The following is a 17,442-nucleotide window of genomic DNA, read 5'->3' as shown; positions in this document are numbered from 1 at the left end:
GTTAGTTCGTCGTTCTAATACTGTCTACGTATTGATTCGCTGTAATTTCTCCCTTTAGGAATTGTTGTACTTTTTTATGAAAACGAGTTATTAGAGCATGACTTTTGGTCGTTGCAGCGGGGACATCTTGGGTGGTTGAGAACCATGATTGTCCCTTTGTCATGTCATAAGGTCCAACGAGTTTCTCAGACTCCAAATCCAGCTCCTGTTGCTTTGCGGGCAACCGGTTGACCTGTTGGTACCATTTCAGCTGTGTCGTAGCAGAGGTCATTCCTTCAATCCATCTACTGGCCTCCTCAGCCTCAACCGAACCCGCAGTAATGACAAGGCTTCTGGAGTTTACAGTTTCCAAGGTTTCCAAAGAAATCTGCTCCAAAGAATCTTTATCAACTGTACTCGCTTGATCCGCATTCAATAATTGAGATAACAATGATACAACCATCGGTGTGTCGTTTTGGTCAGCAGTTGGAAAGAAACCTGGATTGGTAGACTTAAGCCTAATAAGGGGCTGAATCTGATTCATCAACTGAATCCCCTGCTGAAGATCCCCCGTTTGCGAATCTATTTGTGTTCGTTTAACTTGATCTGGTGCCATTCTCGGTTCCAAATGATTCAGCCACGCATTCGTCCCGTACATATCATTGATGTTCATTGTAATTAAAGGGATGCCTTCCGCAATGGCTTGTTGAGTAAGTTTGACCCACTGATCTTTATTTCGAGGTAATGACTCCAGACCAGCTCTCTTCAGAAATGAAGATTGTGCAGCCAGAATGTACGGATCAAAATCAAAAGGCATTCCCCACTGATAACCATTCCACTCTGTCATTCCCCGTAACCCAACTACCGTATCTCCTAGCGACTTCGATAAAGTTGTTCCGTTTAACGGATACAGGTACCCTTTTTGGGCATAGTATTGCACTTCCTCACTATCAAGTAGAACAACATCACCGTTCTCCCCCAGTGAAAATTCAAGATCCAAAACATGCTTATATGTATCCGGCTTCTCATTCCGAAGATTAATTTCTACCAGCTGGGAAGCAGCAACTTCTTTGGCTATTTTTTGAAAGGCTTGAAACTCTTCATCCGACATGGCCACTACAACCTCCAGCGGAGCTTGAGCATCTTCATTACGGGACGAAGACCCAGGAAAAGCATCCTTTTCCTGATCGCGTTCCTGATTGAGCTGCGAACCTCTAAAGTCAAAACTTGGTGACAAGATCGTTAACGAAAGCAGCAATACCGCGAATAAAACAACCTGATGTCTACGCTTCATTAACTTCCCTCCCTGTTCACCTAGTTTTTTCCTGCAGCAATTATTGTAACAAATAAGTAGTACTCTTGTCCTACCCTGCCGAAAAACACTTTTTAGGATTTTTGCATAATACGAGCATATCGAGTTCTGTGTAATAACGCTTACTTATTTTTTCAGCAAAAAGCCGGCTCCAGGAGCCGGCTTTAATAACAACATTTTCCGGGAAATAAATCCCCTAAATATTACAATAAATCAGCTGCAAGCTGTGCCAGCTTGGACCGTTCTCCTTTTTCGAGCATGATGTGTCCGCTAATTCCCTCTTGTTTGAATCGTTCCACGATATACGTCAGGCCGTTACTGGCAGAATCAAGATACGGATGGTCTATCTGTTCGGGGTCTCCCATCAAAATAATCTTACTGCCTTCACCGACCCTTGATACAATGGTCTTCACTTCATGGCGGGAGAGGTTCTGAGCTTCATCAATAATAATAAACTGTCCAGGTATCGATCTTCCACGTATATACGTTAAGGCCTCCACCTGGATACTGCCAAGCCCCATTAGAATTTTATCGATATCTCCGGCTTTTTTGGTGTCAAACAAAAACTCCAGATTATCATAAATCGGCTGCATCCATGGACGAAGTTTTTCTTCTTTCTCACCAGGCAAGTAACCGATATCTTTCCCCATGGGAACGACAGGACGAGCGATCAACAGTTTTTTGTATTTATGATCATCCTCTACCTTTAGTAGACCTGCTGCAAGTGCCAGCAAGGTTTTCCCTGTTCCAGCTTTACCTGTGATGGTAACAAGCGGGATGTCATCATTTAAAAGCAGTTCCAATGCCATGCGTTGTTGTGCGTTACGTGCGCTAATACCCCAGACATTATCATTACTGAGGAAAAGCGGCTCCAGCTTTGTTCCCTCTGTATTGACTTTAAGCAAAGCCGATTTATTGGTTCCCATCTCATCCTTGAGAATGACAAATTCATTCGGATACAACGAATAAGACAACTGTAACGGTTTGATCGGTAAAAAACGATATGTGTAAAACTCATCAATCACTGACGGATGAACTTTAAGGGCCGTATAACCTGGATATAACTCACTGAGTCCTGCCGTCCGATCTGATAAGTAATCCTGTGTGAACAGACCAAGTACATCCGCTTTGATACGCACAAGTACATCTTTACTGACAAGCACGACCTGACGTTCGACTACTTCCTTTTCATTCTCCTCAATCTGATAATTCAGTGCGACAGCCAAAATGCGATTATCGTTGGACACTTCACCAAACATTTCCTGAACTTTCACGAAACTCCGATGATTTAGCTCTACTTTCAGGTTACCTCCATTAGCCAAAGGTACCCCACTGTGCAAGTGACCCAGCTCACGTAATCCGTCTAACAGTCTGGATACATTACGGGCATTACGCCCAATTTCATCGGCATTTCTTTTTTTGGAGTCGATCTCCTCCAGTACAACCGCGGGAATGATTACCTCATGTTCCTCAAAGGCAAATATGGCATTGGGGTCATGCAGAAGCACGTTGGTATCCAATACAAAAATCTTTTTCATTCAATCCCCTCCAAAGCGGCGTCGTTAAAGGCATGGATAGTGTGATCTTTCAGCAGCGGCATGGACAATCATGATCCCATACATAAATGTATTCGACTAGGGCAAAATAATTGTCAACCATTCTGAAAAACTCCGAGAAAGGATGAACATTTATGAAAATATGGGTTTGCACGCTGCTTCTGATCTTTATACTTACAGGTTGCAACAGTTCCACACGCAGCGCTTCGCCGAATCAAGGGTCACATGCGAAAGGTTACGGAGGAAATGTAACAACTCAGCAAGATCAAGGGAAAGGATCTCACATGCTCAATGCACAGGAAGATCGGATGAATCCTTCACGTTTGGACCGCCTCAATGAGAATACAGGTGAAGTCCATGATACCAACATTGCGGATGATGCACAGAGTGGCCGGATGCCCAATGAAAAACGAATCAATCACCTTAAAGCCCTTGCCAAGCAAGTGGAAGGTGTTGAAGATGCGAACTGCGTCATACTCGGTAATACAGCCGTAGTTGGCATCGATGTTGATGGTGAACTGGAACGTGCTCGGGTTGGTACCATTAAGTACGCTGTTGCCGAGGCACTTCGCAAAGACCCCGAAGGTGTAGATTCCATCGTTACTGCTGATGCAGATGTCACTGAACGAATTAAAGAAATCGGTGAACATATTCGTCAAGGGCACCCCATCTCCGGTTTTGCTTCAGAACTTGCTGACATGGTGGGACGAATTATCCCTCAACTCCCGAAAGACGTCAAAGTCCGTCAAAATCCGGATGAAAACGTGAATCAAAAACAACAAATGCAGCAGCTGCATTCATCTGACAAAAGACAACAAAAAGCCCAGTGATCTATCACTAGGCTTTTTTCATGGCAGCAAAAACCTGCTCATCTAATTTCTCAGCGGCACGCTGATCATATATTTTGACGTATTGAGGCACAGAGGACAATTGAGCGCCGTAAAACAGAGCATTCCTCACCGCTTCAATTGTAATGTCGAAACAGCACATATTAAATGGAACGTCCTGCAGCGGATCTTGTCGTACCACAGCACGTCCGTTCACTGCGTACACCGTCTCTTCTCCAAAGACAGTCACCGTAATGAGCGGATTAGTAATCAAGTTATTCACTAAACGTGAACGATGATCGATCGCTAAACGAAAAGTAGAAGCATTCTCCGCATAAATCCAGGAGATGGCTGTTGAAGTCGGACCTCTGGATTCTACATCCACTGTGCTCAGAAGCACAAAGGTCTCATTCTTGAATTGCTGTAAAAGAGATTCAGTTAATTGTGTGACGGCTTCGGACATTCAACCAGCCCCCTAACCTTCTTTATGCAATTCTTGTACTTGGTTTATGTTATTATAGCATACCGATTAACGTGCTTCCAATCCCAAAAGAATGAAGGTTATTCGCCTGAAGGTGAAGCCGTTACTTTACCTGAAAGAGTATCTTGTAAAGCCTGCTTGGCATTGGCGAGTTCCGTCTCATTAATATACACATATGGACTTCTCCACTCTCCGGTAACCGGAGTATAATGTACATCCGAGGTGGAAATGTTCCAATACGTCGAGATAAAGTTTTTCATTTGTTCCGATTCCACATCTGTCGTCATATTCTTGTCAACTGCACCAATCACTTTGCTGATCTTTGTAATGCCCCCAAGAGATTTCATCTGATCCAGCATGGAGTTCAGCACTTGGTTTTGACGTTTGTTACGATCAAAGTCATTGGATTCATCAGTCTTTGGATTACAATTGGATTTGCGGTAACGAACAAAATCTAGTGCTGCTTTACCATCGAGATGTTGTGCGCCTGCGACCAGATTGATATCTGTACCATCGGCTGTATCTCTATAACACATATTTTTATCCACAGTCACATCCACGCCACCCACTGCATTGACAGCATCACGGAATGCCTGGAAATTCAGGACGGTTGTATAATTAATATCTACATCCAAATACTTGCCCATCATTTCTTTCATCTGATCCTCTGCATTTTTGCCAGTGGTTTTTTCCTGTGCTTTGAATCTTGGATAATAGGAATTCAGCTTGTTGGATTTGTACCCATCCAATTGAATACGCGTGTCTCGAGGCAATGATACAATGGTTGCCGTCTTGGTCTCCGGATTCAACGAAGCCACCATAACAACATCCGAGAGATATGTGCCAGTTTCAGGACGGTTATCTGTGCCTAATAACAGCATCGTGATCGGTTTGGTTGTGGCTGACATCCCGGGAGGTACCGGTTTATCGATGCCTGTATCCACGACTTGATTGTATACCCAGTACGCATATCCACCGCCTACCACAATGGCAATAACCAATAGACTTAAAAGGATTCTGCCAAAAGCATTCATTCTCTTTTTCTTCTTAGGCTGCTTGCCCTTGCCATTCTTCGATCCAGAAGCACCGGATTGCGTTGGTGCCGGTCTCCGTGGAGGCAGTCCGTTCGAATTTGAGTTCATATCTTCAACACCTTTATCACATCTGTTTTTGTCTAAATAAAAGACAACCGCTTTCCCTAAGGAAAACGGATGGTCTGTACAAGACAGGATTTATGAGTTTCGAGCGGCAGCTTCCGCTTTTTTCTTTTGACGACCTTCAATAAAATAACGCACTCTCACTAACAACATCAAACCAACCGCGACCAACAAACATTGAATGATGGGCAGCTTGTCGATCTGAAAAATAAGAAGCATGAATGTGCCCATCGCCATCAAAATATAGAGAACGATTTCCTTACCAAGTGGCAATTTCTGACGTACCCGAAACACCTTGTTATATACGTAAGTAATCAATACAAAGATGACGATGTAGGCTACGATCGGGTGTGATGCGAACCATGCTTGCATGCACAGCCAGCTCCTTTCGTGTTCATGCTAGGATATAAGTTAACTATTGTGAAACCCTTTCGATAACTCTGAATAAAACACACATCGGAGGTGACCGTTCCGGTATCGGATCGTTCTTTTGATCGCTGTTATCCCCAGATTTTTTTGATCCATTTTTCAATGGGTAAAATCCGGGGATAAAGGCGAACGCTTCGCTTCTGTAGAATCGATTCCGATCCCTTCACTACTTCCACTGTGCGCAACATCGTTAACTTCTGTGTTCCATCAAATGCTAACTTATATATATTATTTTGTTGTTATTAGGCTTTAGAAGCCATTTTGCGTTGTTTTTCTGCACGTTCACGCTCGGATTTATTCAGGATCTTCTTACGAAGACGAATAGATTTTGGTGTAATCTCACAATATTCATCTTCATTCAGATATTCAAGCGCCTGTTCCAACGAGAAGATAATCGGAGTTTTAATTTTAACCGTATCATCTTTACCGGAAGAACGAACGTTAGTCAGTTGTTTTTCTTTGCAGATGTTAACAACGATATCATTGTCACGTGTATGTTCACCAACAATCATACCTTCGTAGATTTCAGTACCTGGCTCCAAGAAGAGCGTACCGCGATCCTCAACGCCCATCATTCCGTAGAACGTAGATGTACCCGTTTCAGTGGAAATCAGTACACCTTGGTGACGTCCACCCACTTGACCGGATACTACTGGAGCGTAGCTGTCAAATGCATGGTTCATTACACCGTAACCACGAGTCAATGTCAGGAAGTTGGTGCTATATCCGATCAAACCACGTGCTGGAATCAGGAACTCCAGACGAACTTGACCACTACCTGTGTTGACCATGTTAACCATCTCTGCTTTACGTGCGCCCAGGCTCTCCATTACGGAACCCATGCTCTCTTCAGGGATATCAATCAACAAGCGCTCGAGAGGTTCCATTTTCTTACCGTCAACTTCTTTAACGATAACTTCTGGTTTGGATACTTGCAATTCATATCCTTCACGACGCATATTCTCAATCAGGATACCCAAGTGAAGCTCACCACGTCCGGAAACGACAAATGCATCCGGGCTATCCGTTTCGTCAACACGAAGGGAAACGTCTGTTTCCAATTCTTTTAACAAACGCTCACGAAGTTTACGGGAAGTTACCCATTTACCTTCACGACCTGCGAATGGACTGTTGTTCACGAGGAACGTCATTTGCAGTGTAGGCTCATCAATTTTCAAAACTGGAAGTGCTTCTGGATTGTTTGGATCAGCGATGGTTTCACCAATGTTGATGTCCTTGATTCCTGCAATGGCAACGATGTCGCCTGCTCCTGCTTCTTCCGTCTCAATACGTTTGAGACCTTGGAAACCGAACAGTTTCTCGATACGTGCAGTTTTGCTCTTACCATCACGCATAATAACCGTTACCGATTGTCCTTGACGGATCACACCGCGGTTAACACGACCAATGGCAATACGGCCAAGGTATTCATTGTAGTCCATCAAAGTAACGAGGAATTGAAGTGGTTCTTCAACATTTTCGGTAGGGTGTGGGATATGACTAACGATGGTATTGTAAATCGCCATCATGTTGTCATCCTGTTTTGCAGGATCATTATCCATGCTGGATGTTCCGTTCAATGCGGAAGCATATACAACAGGGAATTCAAGTTGTTGATCGTTGGCACCCAGTTCAATGAACAGGTCCAATACTTCATCAATAACCTCAGTCGGGCGAGCCGCTGGACGGTCAATTTTGTTAACAACAACGATTGGTGTCAGGTTGTGCTCCAGAGCTTTACGAAGTACAAACTTCGTTTGTGGCATACAGCCTTCATATGCATCAACAACGAGCAATACGCCGTCAACCATTTTCATGATACGTTCCACTTCACCACCGAAGTCGGCGTGTCCTGGTGTATCCACAATGTTGATCAGATAATCTTTATAAGTTATAGCCGTGTTTTTGGCCAAAATCGTAATACCGCGTTCACGCTCCAAATCGTTGGAGTCCATTGCGCGCTCCTGTACCGTTTCGTGATCACGGAAAGTACCGGATTGCTGGAGCAACTTGTCGACGAGCGTAGTTTTCCCGTGGTCGACGTGGGCAATAATCGCAATATTGCGAATGTGTTCTCTTGAATGCATGGTTTGTATCCATATCCTTTCCAATTTCAATTCTTATCTACTAAACTTCCCGCAATTTCGCAGGTTACTCACAAAATAAGCGTCGGTGATATCCCGACGCATGTCTATATCCCTTATATTATAGTTTATTATAGGTAAAAATCAAGATATTTCGCACGAAAAGACCACTGGGAATGTTACCAGCCTCTCCCTTGACGTCCTCGCCCAAGCAATAACCAGACTCCGGCCAAGATCAAAAGAACAGCAAGTACATAGATTATTCCCGTTTGCAGCAAGGTAAATCCGAATAATATGATGGACACTGCACCAAGGATCAAAGCTGCAGGTAACACATATTCCGGTCTTCGCCGTTCAGCCATTCCATATTCGAGTAACCCTATGGCGAACCCAAGCAAGAATGCTGGCCACAGCCTGCTCATAAGTCCAGCGCCCCATGTATTCGTTATACTGAATAAAACACCATACACCGTTAGTATGCCGGCAGGAACAAGGCACCACGATGGTGAAATGCGCGCATAATATAACGCATGAAGGGCGATGCCTGGCAGCAGGATCAGCAAAGGCCAGAAATTGCGACCGATAAATCCAAACACGCCAAACTTGCCAAGCAGAATAATAATTCCCGCAGCTGCAATAAATAGTCCAATCGCTTTTTCATTTCTCATCCTCATCTGCAATCACCTCTTATACTATGGCTATGTACTTTATTTCTTCATAAACGATACGCATTTCATGCTGACTGTTGATTTTAAACCTGTAATCCTGCTTTTAGTGTATCCGATGTTTCGGCAAAAAACTATACTTTATGTCGCACTTTGCGTGCGTCCTTTACCTTTATTACCCTAAATTGTGCAACTTATGACTAGCCCAATGGTTGTTGTATTCACAAGCGTATTCTCTCAACACAAAACCGCCTAAACCGGACGGTTCAGACGGTCATATGTTCAAGCTTTTATCCAAAATTAAACTATGCGTTCTTCCGCACAAATTTATGTGCGCCTCCAATCGCAACCACAAGACAAGCCATTGCTGCGGGTAACAGCGTATGCACCTCTGATGCCATACCTCCCAGCCATTCTCCTAACTTGGGGTCTTTCATCACCATCTCACCTGCTGTGAAGGCTAGGATGCCTGAGCCAGCGAATACAAGAATCGGAAATCGCTTCAACAAACCAACAATTAACCCGCTCCCCCATACAACAATGGGGATACTGATTGCAATACCGATGACAATCAAAGCCAAATCTCCATCTGCCAAAGCCGCTATGGCCAAAACGTTATCCAGACTCATTACAAAATCCGCAATCAGAATGGTTTGAATAGCTTTCCAGGTCGTAGAAGCTTCTCGAATATGTACCTCATCCTCATTTTGAAGCAGCAGCTTTACTGCAATCCAGAGTAACAACAGCCCACCTGCCGCTTGGATAAAGGGAATTCCCAGCAATAATACCGCTACAAAGGTTAATACACAACGCAGCAGCACCGCACCAAAAGCTCCCCACCATACCGCTTTTTTGCGTTGTACTGGTGGCAGATCCTTGCTGGCAAGCGCAATAACAACCGCATTATCTCCACTCAATACCAGATTGATCATTAAAATTTCAGTTAACAGCCATAGTGTATCCATGTCCTCATCCCCCCACATTAACTTGTATGTCAGAGTTGTCCATGCTATTCTTAATGATTGAACCGTATATAAGGAGTGACATATCTCATGGAGCTATTTAGTCCCACATTCTGGCTGGCTTTGCTGAACGTTGTCTTTATTGATCTAATTCTGGCTGGGGATAATGCCATCGTCATTGGTCTCGCAGCTCGAAATTTGCACCCTTCCGTGCAGAAAAAGGCGATTCTATATGGAACTGGCGGCGCACTTTTGATTCGAATTTTAGCAACAGTTGTTGTTTTATGGTTGCTTAAAGTTCCGTGGCTTTTGCTTGTGGGAGGCATACTTCTGATCTGGATTGCCTATAAATTATTGGCGGATCAGGGAGATGAACACAATGATGTCCAGGCGGGAACTTCCTTGTGGACCGCTATTCGTACCATCGTGATCGCGGATGCAGCCATGGGACTCGATAACGTGATTGCAGTTGCTGGAGCAGCGCAGCAGCATCTCGTGCTTGTCATCCTTGGACTCCTGATTAGTGTACCGATTATCGTCTGGGGCAGTACCCTGTTTATCAAGCTAATTAATCACTTTCCTTGGATCATCTATGTCGGAGCCATCGTTCTCGGGTATACGGCTTCCAATATGATCACTGAGGAACAGCGACTCTTGCCTTACTTTACTGAACATCCGGCATTGCGAATTCTCTTCATCGTTGTGGTTATTGCAGGCGTAGTCTTTGCAGGTTATCGCAAACGCTCCAGCAGTTCCAGCCACAAGGGATCTGGCGGGGAACAGCAGCGTTCCTATTCGTAGGCTAATTTAAACTAAAATTTTATCTGAATACAGCAAAGGACTGAACGATATTTCATCGGACAGTCCTTTTTTTTTGCAGTTAACATAGCCCTTATTATGTCAGCCATGCTAATTTTTATTGATTTTAGAACCAGTCATCCTTCATGCCATTATCTTCTGTCTGACTCGTTACCACAGAAGTTTCACCGGCGTGCAGTGTGATCGTTTCAGTTTGTTCCACCGCTTGATCCACCCATTCTGGCAGATGGCTCATGGTTGATTCAATTTTATCCACAATTCGAAGATTTGGATTGGTTGAAGGTGACTTTGGCACAAAGAGAGTACAGCAATCCTCATATGGCAAAATAGATATGTCATACGTTCCGATCTGTTTGGACAGGGTTATGATCTCCTGTTTATCCATCATAACCAGTGGTCGCAAAAGTGGCAGATCTGTCGCACGACCAATGACATTCATACTCGGAAGAGTCTGACTCGCTACTTGGCCCAGGCTATCCCCGGTGATCAGTGCTAGTGCCCGCTCACGCTCGGCAAGTTTGGAGGCAATTCGCAGCATTGAACGTCTCATCAGGGTAATAATCAGGTTGTCCTGACCCAGCTGGGTAAATGCCGTTTGAATCTCCGTAAATGGAACCAGATGCAGCTTGATTGTTCCTGCATGATCAGCAAGGGCACGCGCCAAATCAATGACTTTCTCTTTGGCACGTTGGCTTGTGAACGGGTAACTGTAAAAATGTACACATTCCACTTCCAGTCCACGGCGCATGGAAGACCAGGCTGCCACCGGGCTGTCTATCCCACCTGATAGCAGTACCATCGCTTTGCCATTTGTACCCAGCGGAAACCCACCTACTGCCGGAATGGTTTCGTTGAAAATATAGGTGCCCTGATCCCGAATTTCCACTCTCAGCTCAATATCAGGTTGGCGAACATCAACACTCAATTGCTGGAACTTCCGAAGGATCGGGGAACCGACCAAATGGTTCATTTCATGGGAAGAGTTCGGGAACTCCTTCCATACCCGCCTTACATTTACCTTAAATGCTGTGCCTTCTTTGAATTCGTCTTCCCTTTCGTCCATAAACGCGACTGCTGTTTTCACAATCTCATCAAGCTCTGATGGTGTAACTTTAACTGGACTAATTGACATCACACCGAATACCCGCTTCAGCACCTTAATCAGTTCAGTATGTGATTCACCGCCAAGATCCACATAGACACGGCCATATTCTTTGCGAAGGCTCGCTCCTGGATAAGGTTTAAGCAAAGCTTTCACCTGTGTAATGATCGTTTTTTCAAATCGGGCACGATTTTTCCCTTTTAACATAAACTCTCCGAAACGGAGAAGCAGCATATCATATTTCATATCCATTACATCCGCCTTTCGAGGGGCCGCAACTGCGCCACCATCTGATGTAAAGCCTGTTCAAGCAAGGCTACATCTTCTTCTGTATGTTCATCTCCAAGACTAATACGCAATCCGCCACCAGCACAAGCTGCATCTCTGCCCATCGCAAGTAGAGCCCGACTCGGTTCAGCCGAGCGCGAAGAACAGGCAGATTGGGTCGAGATGGTTACACCAAGTTGCTCCAAGGTGTGCAGCGCCACTTCTGCCTTCATCCCGGGATAGGAGAAGTGCACAATATGAGGTGCCCCCTCTGTGCGACTGTTCAATTCAAATTCAGGAATGGCACGTATCGTTTCCATCAGTCGATCACGGAGCACCGTTGTACGTCGGGCAAAATCAACCTGCCCTTCTGCTGCCATCCGCATGGCCTTTGCCATGCCTACCAGCAAGGCCACGTTTTCTGTGCCTGCTCTTAGGCCCTGCTCCTGTGATCCTCCTGACAATAGTGGCGTAAGCTCCACTCCACTTCGCACATACAGGAGACCTGCTCCCTTCGGTCCACGAATCTTGTGAGCAGATAGACTGTATAGATCTGCCCCCCAAGCGGCAGGTGTAGCCTTCATTTTTCCAAAGCCTTGAACACCATCCACATGGAAAAGCACCCGTGGTGCTTTCTTTTTGAGCTGTTTGCCGATTTCTGCAATCGGATGGATGGCTCCTGTTTCATTATTTACATGCATCAGACTCACAAGCACCGTGTCGGGCCTGATCGCGTCTACAACCTGCTGAGCGTTGACCACTCCATCGGAATTCACAGGTACTAATGTCACTTCCCATCCCCACTGCTGCAATTGCATAAAACTTTCATACACCGAGGCATGCTCGGTAGCCGTAGTGATGATGTGTTTGCCTCGTGACTGATAACGTAATGCCACACCTTTTATCGCGAGATTATTGCTCTCGGTCGCACCGGAAGTAAATACAATCTCCTCAGGCTTAACTCCTATAGCCGCAGCACAGCCGGATCGTGCACGACGCAGCAACTGATGGGCACGCTCTCCATACCCATGGATGGAGGACGGATTACCGAATTGTGTTTCCATAATCTCGGCCATCGTACGAATCACATCAGGATGGGGAGGTGTGGTTGCAGCATAATCAAAATATTTCAAATGAGGTTAGACCTCCCTTATCTCTTCGTTCATGAACCTACAGTGAGCATTGTAACACGATACCCATACAACACAAAAAGACCAACCGGGAACAGGCGTTTCAAGCGCTACTGCTCCCACATTTGATCTTGTCCTGCCTATCATTGTTATCGCAAATGTCTTTCTGTGAATTTAGATCACATACTTCGACTGTGCCTTCTCCACCTTGGAGATATAATTCTGTGTTTCGGAAGGCAAACGGTTAAGTACACTCATCAGTTCGCTATCACTCGACACACCCAGACGTGAAACACGGCCTGGTCCTGCATTATATGCAGCAAGCGCCATCTTCACTTCTCCACCGAAACGCTGGAGCTGAAGGGAAAGATACTTCGTACCCGCATCAATGTTCTGGGCAGGATCAAATGAATTACTCACACCTAGCCCTGCAGCCGTGCCATCCATTAATTGCATGAGCCCCTTGGCTCCGGCAGAGGACACAACATTTGGGTTAAAATTGGACTCTGTGTCAATTACGGCCTTAATCAATGATTCAGGAACACCGTATTTGGCACTTGCCTCGGCAATCAAAGATTCATAATCCGTAGGTACAGATGCCCCGGAATTCACGATTCCTGTATTGGATGAAGATAATAAAGACTCAACGATGTTATTGGGGACAGCGGACGATCCTGCCGTATTTAAATCCGGATTGTACGTGCTTCCGAGTTGCAGCCACAACAAACCATCACTGGATCTTTTGGAGACCGTAGCGGTGGAATCTGTATTGCTCGTCGAATTGGCACCCGTGCCTAACAGCCCGTCCATCACATTGGCGAAATCCACTGTTGAACCAGCATCCGATTGTGATCCACTGGTTTGGTTATTCACATTGGACAATTGCAGTTCCAACAACTGCCGCGATCCGCTTGGATCAATCTGCATGAGTTATACCCACTCCCGTATAATTAAGCGTATTATGACCTTATTCTACATCGTTTTACAGCAAGGTTCCATTGTTTTCAAAAAAATATATGAATCTTCCCACCTAACCTGCGCATATACGAAAAAAACCTTCTGTAATTCACCACATTTGGGTGAGAACAGAAGGCTTTTGAATGAACCATTTTACACGTTAGCGAGCAAATGGAATCATGAAAAAATAACTCAGCGTGGCTACAATACCCAGTCCAATGGACCAAGCTCCCGCTGTCTTACGACCATTCACATATGCATAGTAACCCAGTACGGCTGCGGCCGGTCCAAGTACGATTGACCACATGAACAAAGACGCGATCCCGAAGGCAAGTCCCATGTAACCCGCGACCTTGCCTGTTGATTCCATGACCCGGTCTGCCTCATGTTTCTCAGGTACAGGCTCTGCCCGTTCGGTACCTCCAGTTCTTACAACAGTCGGAGGAGCGACCTCTGCCCCATATTCTTCCCGATGTGCTTTTCTGGGATAATCGACGCGCATACGCTGTTTTTCACCGTCACCCTTGGTTTCAGGGCGATCTTCAATATTAAACTTATTATCATCATTTTTCATTGGAAAGCACCTCCGTTATGAATAGGGATGACTGCTCACTTGGGTTTGAACGTGTGACAGCATGTTGCAGAGGATGTGCGTGCGTGATCATGGTGATCGGAGTCAAATGTCTCACCGGCAAATTCCTCATGCAGACGACGGGTGGCATGTTGGTCAATGTCAATCATGATGGCATCAGCGTGGCAGAAGTTGTTTTCTCCCCAAAAGTTGCAGTTGGAGACGCTGCATTTGACAATTGGTTTGTCTTGGCTCATTTTTTATCACCTCGACTACTATTGTCTCCCCGCCACAAACCTGATATTCCCCGTCAAAATGCCAGATGATGACATGATCACACCTCGTCTGATTCTCACTAAAAACACAAAAAAACCGCCACAAGGGCGGTTTCGTCCAATTTCATATTAAGGTTTAAACGTTAATTAGGCGTGATTCCGTTGATTTTGCATACGGCGCTGAGTCAGGTAATCACTTTCATAATATGCCAGATCATCGCGCAATTCTTCGTACGTTTTGGAAACCTCAAGAATGACATCCCGTACTGCACGGATTGGCTTGTCACGGAAACGAATGGCATCTTGTCCTGTGTAAGCGTATCTTCCGTCTTCGGAATAACATTCATTTTTGGGATAGAAAAAGCTGTTTACGCATTGATGATACGTATTATAAAGAGCCTTTTCGGCAAAATCGACATCAAAGTTGGCACGACGCAGCACAACGCCAAGTTTTTCGTAAGAAACTTCAGAAAAAACGAGCAAATGACGGAGATCTGAAAGAAATCCTTTGTAGAAGGCTGTTGATTCTTCCGTCTGATTCTGATCCAGTTCAGGCAAAGCATTCTCATTCAAAAATTTTTCAATCCGATCGATAGCCGGTTTTAACTTTTCCCTAGTTGACTCACATGTTTTCTGTACATTGGCTGCTGACATAAAGGTAGCTCCCCCTTAAATAAGTCCTTACATATAGGTCGGCCAACGGTGGTTTTCCCCTGACCTTTGAATTCTCAGCTATAATCCTACCATAAAAAGATGACGAGCGGTATCCCTTAATCATGCTTTCCGCTTCTGCCGTTAAACATGCCTATTATCCGCAGTTAGACTCGAACTCGCCTGCATAAAAATATCCGCTTTTTCTAACGATAGATATAACCAGTGACAACGACGAAGCACTGTTAATGATTGTCCAAAATGAACGAAGGAGGTTCCATCCACCATGTCCAGACCGAAATGGATTAACTGGGCCCTTGCAGCTGGTGCGGGAGCACTCGCACTGACGCTCTTGCTTCCAACATCCAATCGTCCCGAACCTAAGCCAAGTGCCCTGTCCGACTCTGCTCATGAAGAGCACACGAGTAAGCAGCGTCTGAAAGTGCAGGATGTCAAAGCAACCGATCTTCTGACCCGTATGGATGCCAAGCAACATCTCAGTATCATGCTGGAGAAAACCGCCACAATGAATGCTGCGCAGGTTAGCCGATATGTGAATGATCTCCTACGTTCACATGAACATATCAGATCCATTCATCTCATGAATACCAATGGCTCTTTTAATAAGCCCTTTGATCAGGCCTCCACACAAGGAAGCAAGTTGGAACAACAGAAGCTTCAACATTCGTTCAATCTTGCCAAAAAAGCGGTAAACAAACGTCAAAGTTTTGAATCCTCTTCTTTTCCTTTGGGAAAGGAAAAATATTTTGTTATGGGGCAACCCTCCAAAGATGGCAAAAGAGCTGTAATTGCCTTGTTCAGCCAGAACGTATTAAATGCTGTTGAACAACATCAGCGCAAAAATCTGCGCATGATCCCTTATCCGCGTGAGGGTAAATTCAAAATTGAGTCTGTCCACCCGGATACGCTTAACGAAATCACAGTGAAGACCGGACATGATAATGCAAATGCCAGTCATTTTTACGAAAATGAAATCGTCATCCGTTTTCGCCAGGATCCCGGTGAACGGGATATGCGTATCATTAAATCCGATCTGAGAGCACAATCTGCGCGCAAGCTGGGATACACGTATGTTTTTCGGTCAGAACACATGAGTTACAAACAATTGCATAGTTATTTCGAAAGCAAATGGAATCCACTCTATATGGAACCCCACTATATGTATTTAACCAATGATACTGTAACTGAACAAACAGATGTAACGATACCCAATGACATTTTGTTCTCCGATTATCAGTGGAACCTGCCTGCGATTGAGACAAACAGAGGTTGGAATATTACCAAGGGAAACAAAGATGTCATCGTTGCGGTGGTCGACACGGGGGTTGATATGAATCATCCTGACCTGAAGGGCAAGCTCCTTGAGGGTTATAATGTGGTTGAGCCGGGAAGCCAACCGATGGATGATGTGGGACATGGGACACACGTCGCAGGCATTATCGGCGCTACTGTCAACAATAATGAAGGCGTGGCAGGCATGAGCTGGTATAACAAGGTACTACCGGTTAAAGTACTCGACAACTCAGGTTCTGGTACCACGTATGCCGTTGCCGAAGGCATCATCTGGGCAGCCGATCATGGAGCCAAAGTGATCAACATGAGTCTGGGCAATTATGCTGATGCGCAATTTCTTCATGATGCCATCAAATACGCTTTTGACCGGGATATCGTCCTGATTGCAGCCACGGGGAACGATAATACAGAGCGTCCAGGATACCCAGCTGCTTATCCTGAAGTATTTGCCGTATCTGCTACGGACCCGGATATGAGCAAAGCTTCCTATTCCAACTACGGGGACTATGTGGATGTGATGGCTCCGGGGTCCAGTATCGCCAGTACCTATCCAAACAATCAGTATGCGGCCTTATCTGGAACGTCCATGGCTAGCCCTCATGTAGCCGCACTTGCAGGTTTGATTCGTTCGTTGAACCCGGACTTGACCAACACGGAAGTGATGGATTTGATGCGCCAAAGTGTTATTGACCTCGGTGATCCTGGTCACGACAAGTATTTCGGCTATGGGCAAATCGATGTCTATAAGGCACTGCAAGCCGCATCAGGCAACAGCGCTCCTTTGCAATTCTGGCCGCAACATGTCAGACAACAAATGGATAATACGATGAAAAAGTATACCCAGTAATCGTAATGAGGATAATCTGTAAAAAATACAAAAGCAGCTGCGCCCCGGGGCGTACGC

The 17,442-nt window shown here is 45.2% G+C and carries 17 protein-coding genes; 3 read left to right on the top strand and 14 right to left on the bottom strand.

Annotation, left to right across the window (positions count from 1 at the left end):
- Position 1: 1 nt before the first annotated feature.
- Positions 2 to 1,273 (bottom strand): ABC transporter substrate-binding protein, encoded by a 1,272-nt coding sequence (locus tag BLS69_RS02615; RefSeq protein ID WP_091028460.1) that lies wholly within the window; start codon positions 1,271 to 1,273, stop codon positions 2 to 4.
- A 221-nt stretch (positions 1,274 to 1,494) separates the two neighbouring features.
- Positions 1,495 to 2,829, bottom strand: coding sequence for a PhoH family protein (locus tag BLS69_RS02610; RefSeq protein ID WP_024628438.1), 1,335 nt, complete (start codon positions 2,827 to 2,829; stop codon positions 1,495 to 1,497).
- A gap of 152 nt (positions 2,830 to 2,981) precedes the next feature.
- Between BLS69_RS02610 and BLS69_RS02605 the strand changes: the two genes are divergently transcribed.
- Positions 2,982 to 3,677 (top strand): YhcN/YlaJ family sporulation lipoprotein, encoded by a 696-nt coding sequence (locus BLS69_RS02605; RefSeq protein ID WP_091028458.1) that lies wholly within the window; start codon positions 2,982 to 2,984, stop codon positions 3,675 to 3,677.
- 7 nt (positions 3,678 to 3,684) lie between these two features.
- On the opposite strand, the gene BLS69_RS02600 is transcribed toward BLS69_RS02605, so the two are convergent.
- From BLS69_RS02600 to BLS69_RS02575, 6 genes are all read right to left on the bottom strand, one after another.
- Complete coding sequence (locus tag BLS69_RS02600) at positions 3,685 to 4,137, bottom strand: pyridoxamine 5'-phosphate oxidase family protein (RefSeq protein ID WP_091028455.1); 453 nt, start codon at positions 4,135 to 4,137, stop codon at positions 3,685 to 3,687.
- Positions 4,138 to 4,235: 98 nt separating this feature from the next.
- Positions 4,236 to 5,297 (bottom strand): LCP family protein, encoded by a 1,062-nt coding sequence (locus tag BLS69_RS02595; protein ID WP_091028452.1) that lies wholly within the window; start codon positions 5,295 to 5,297, stop codon positions 4,236 to 4,238.
- 90 nt (positions 5,298 to 5,387) lie between these two features.
- A complete protein-coding gene (locus tag BLS69_RS02590) occupies positions 5,388 to 5,684 on the bottom strand; it encodes a YlaH-like family protein (RefSeq protein ID WP_036614990.1) in 297 nt (98 codons plus the stop codon).
- Positions 5,685 to 5,983: 299 nt separating this feature from the next.
- Positions 5,984 to 7,828, bottom strand: a complete 1,845-nt coding sequence (typA, locus tag BLS69_RS02585) for a translational GTPase TypA (RefSeq protein ID WP_091028450.1) — start codon at positions 7,826 to 7,828, stop codon at positions 5,984 to 5,986.
- Positions 7,829 to 8,004: 176 nt separating this feature from the next.
- Positions 8,005 to 8,499, bottom strand: a complete 495-nt coding sequence (locus tag BLS69_RS02580) for a hypothetical protein (protein WP_091028448.1) — start codon at positions 8,497 to 8,499, stop codon at positions 8,005 to 8,007.
- 296 nt (positions 8,500 to 8,795) lie between these two features.
- Positions 8,796 to 9,455 (bottom strand): TerC family protein, encoded by a 660-nt coding sequence (locus BLS69_RS02575; RefSeq protein WP_091028445.1) that lies wholly within the window; start codon positions 9,453 to 9,455, stop codon positions 8,796 to 8,798.
- 87 nt (positions 9,456 to 9,542) lie between these two features.
- Between BLS69_RS02575 and BLS69_RS02570 the strand changes: the two genes are divergently transcribed.
- Positions 9,543 to 10,253, top strand: a complete 711-nt coding sequence (locus tag BLS69_RS02570) for a TerC family protein (RefSeq protein ID WP_047843768.1) — start codon at positions 9,543 to 9,545, stop codon at positions 10,251 to 10,253.
- A 124-nt stretch (positions 10,254 to 10,377) separates the two neighbouring features.
- Here the strand turns inward: BLS69_RS02570 and thiI are convergent, their stop codons facing one another.
- From thiI to BLS69_RS02540, 6 genes are all read right to left on the bottom strand, one after another.
- Positions 10,378 to 11,619, bottom strand: a complete 1,242-nt coding sequence (gene thiI / locus BLS69_RS02565) for a tRNA uracil 4-sulfurtransferase ThiI (RefSeq protein WP_091034800.1) — start codon at positions 11,617 to 11,619, stop codon at positions 10,378 to 10,380.
- Positions 11,620 to 11,624: 5 nt separating this feature from the next.
- Positions 11,625 to 12,773 (bottom strand): cysteine desulfurase family protein, encoded by a 1,149-nt coding sequence (locus BLS69_RS02560; RefSeq protein WP_091028441.1) that lies wholly within the window; start codon positions 12,771 to 12,773, stop codon positions 11,625 to 11,627.
- Between the two features lie 171 nt (positions 12,774 to 12,944).
- Positions 12,945 to 13,697, bottom strand: coding sequence for a lytic transglycosylase domain-containing protein (locus tag BLS69_RS02555; RefSeq protein ID WP_091028436.1), 753 nt, complete (start codon positions 13,695 to 13,697; stop codon positions 12,945 to 12,947).
- 190 nt (positions 13,698 to 13,887) lie between these two features.
- Positions 13,888 to 14,301 carry an MFS transporter gene (locus BLS69_RS02550; RefSeq protein ID WP_091028434.1) on the bottom strand — a complete coding sequence of 138 codons (414 nt, stop codon included), beginning with the start codon at positions 14,299 to 14,301 and terminating at the stop codon, positions 13,888 to 13,890.
- A gap of 35 nt (positions 14,302 to 14,336) precedes the next feature.
- Positions 14,337 to 14,555, bottom strand: coding sequence for a DUF1540 domain-containing protein (locus BLS69_RS02545; protein WP_074095869.1), 219 nt, complete (start codon positions 14,553 to 14,555; stop codon positions 14,337 to 14,339).
- 165 nt (positions 14,556 to 14,720) lie between these two features.
- Positions 14,721 to 15,227, bottom strand: a complete 507-nt coding sequence (locus tag BLS69_RS02540; protein WP_062835484.1) for a YpuI family protein — start codon at positions 15,225 to 15,227, stop codon at positions 14,721 to 14,723.
- Positions 15,228 to 15,510: 283 nt separating this feature from the next.
- Here BLS69_RS02540 and BLS69_RS02535 point away from each other — a divergent pair, with 283 nt between their 5' ends.
- Entirely contained in the window at positions 15,511 to 17,385 is a 1,875-nt protein-coding gene (locus BLS69_RS02535; RefSeq protein ID WP_091028431.1) for a S8 family peptidase, read from the top strand.
- The last annotated feature ends 57 nt before the right edge of the window (positions 17,386 to 17,442 follow it).

It is taken from the genome of Paenibacillus sp. CF095 (assembly GCF_900101225.1).
Taxonomy (GTDB): Bacteria; Bacillota; Bacilli; order Paenibacillales; family Paenibacillaceae; genus Paenibacillus.
Note: the sequence above shows the minus strand (reverse complement) of the source record. Positions and strands in the feature narration are given on the sequence as shown.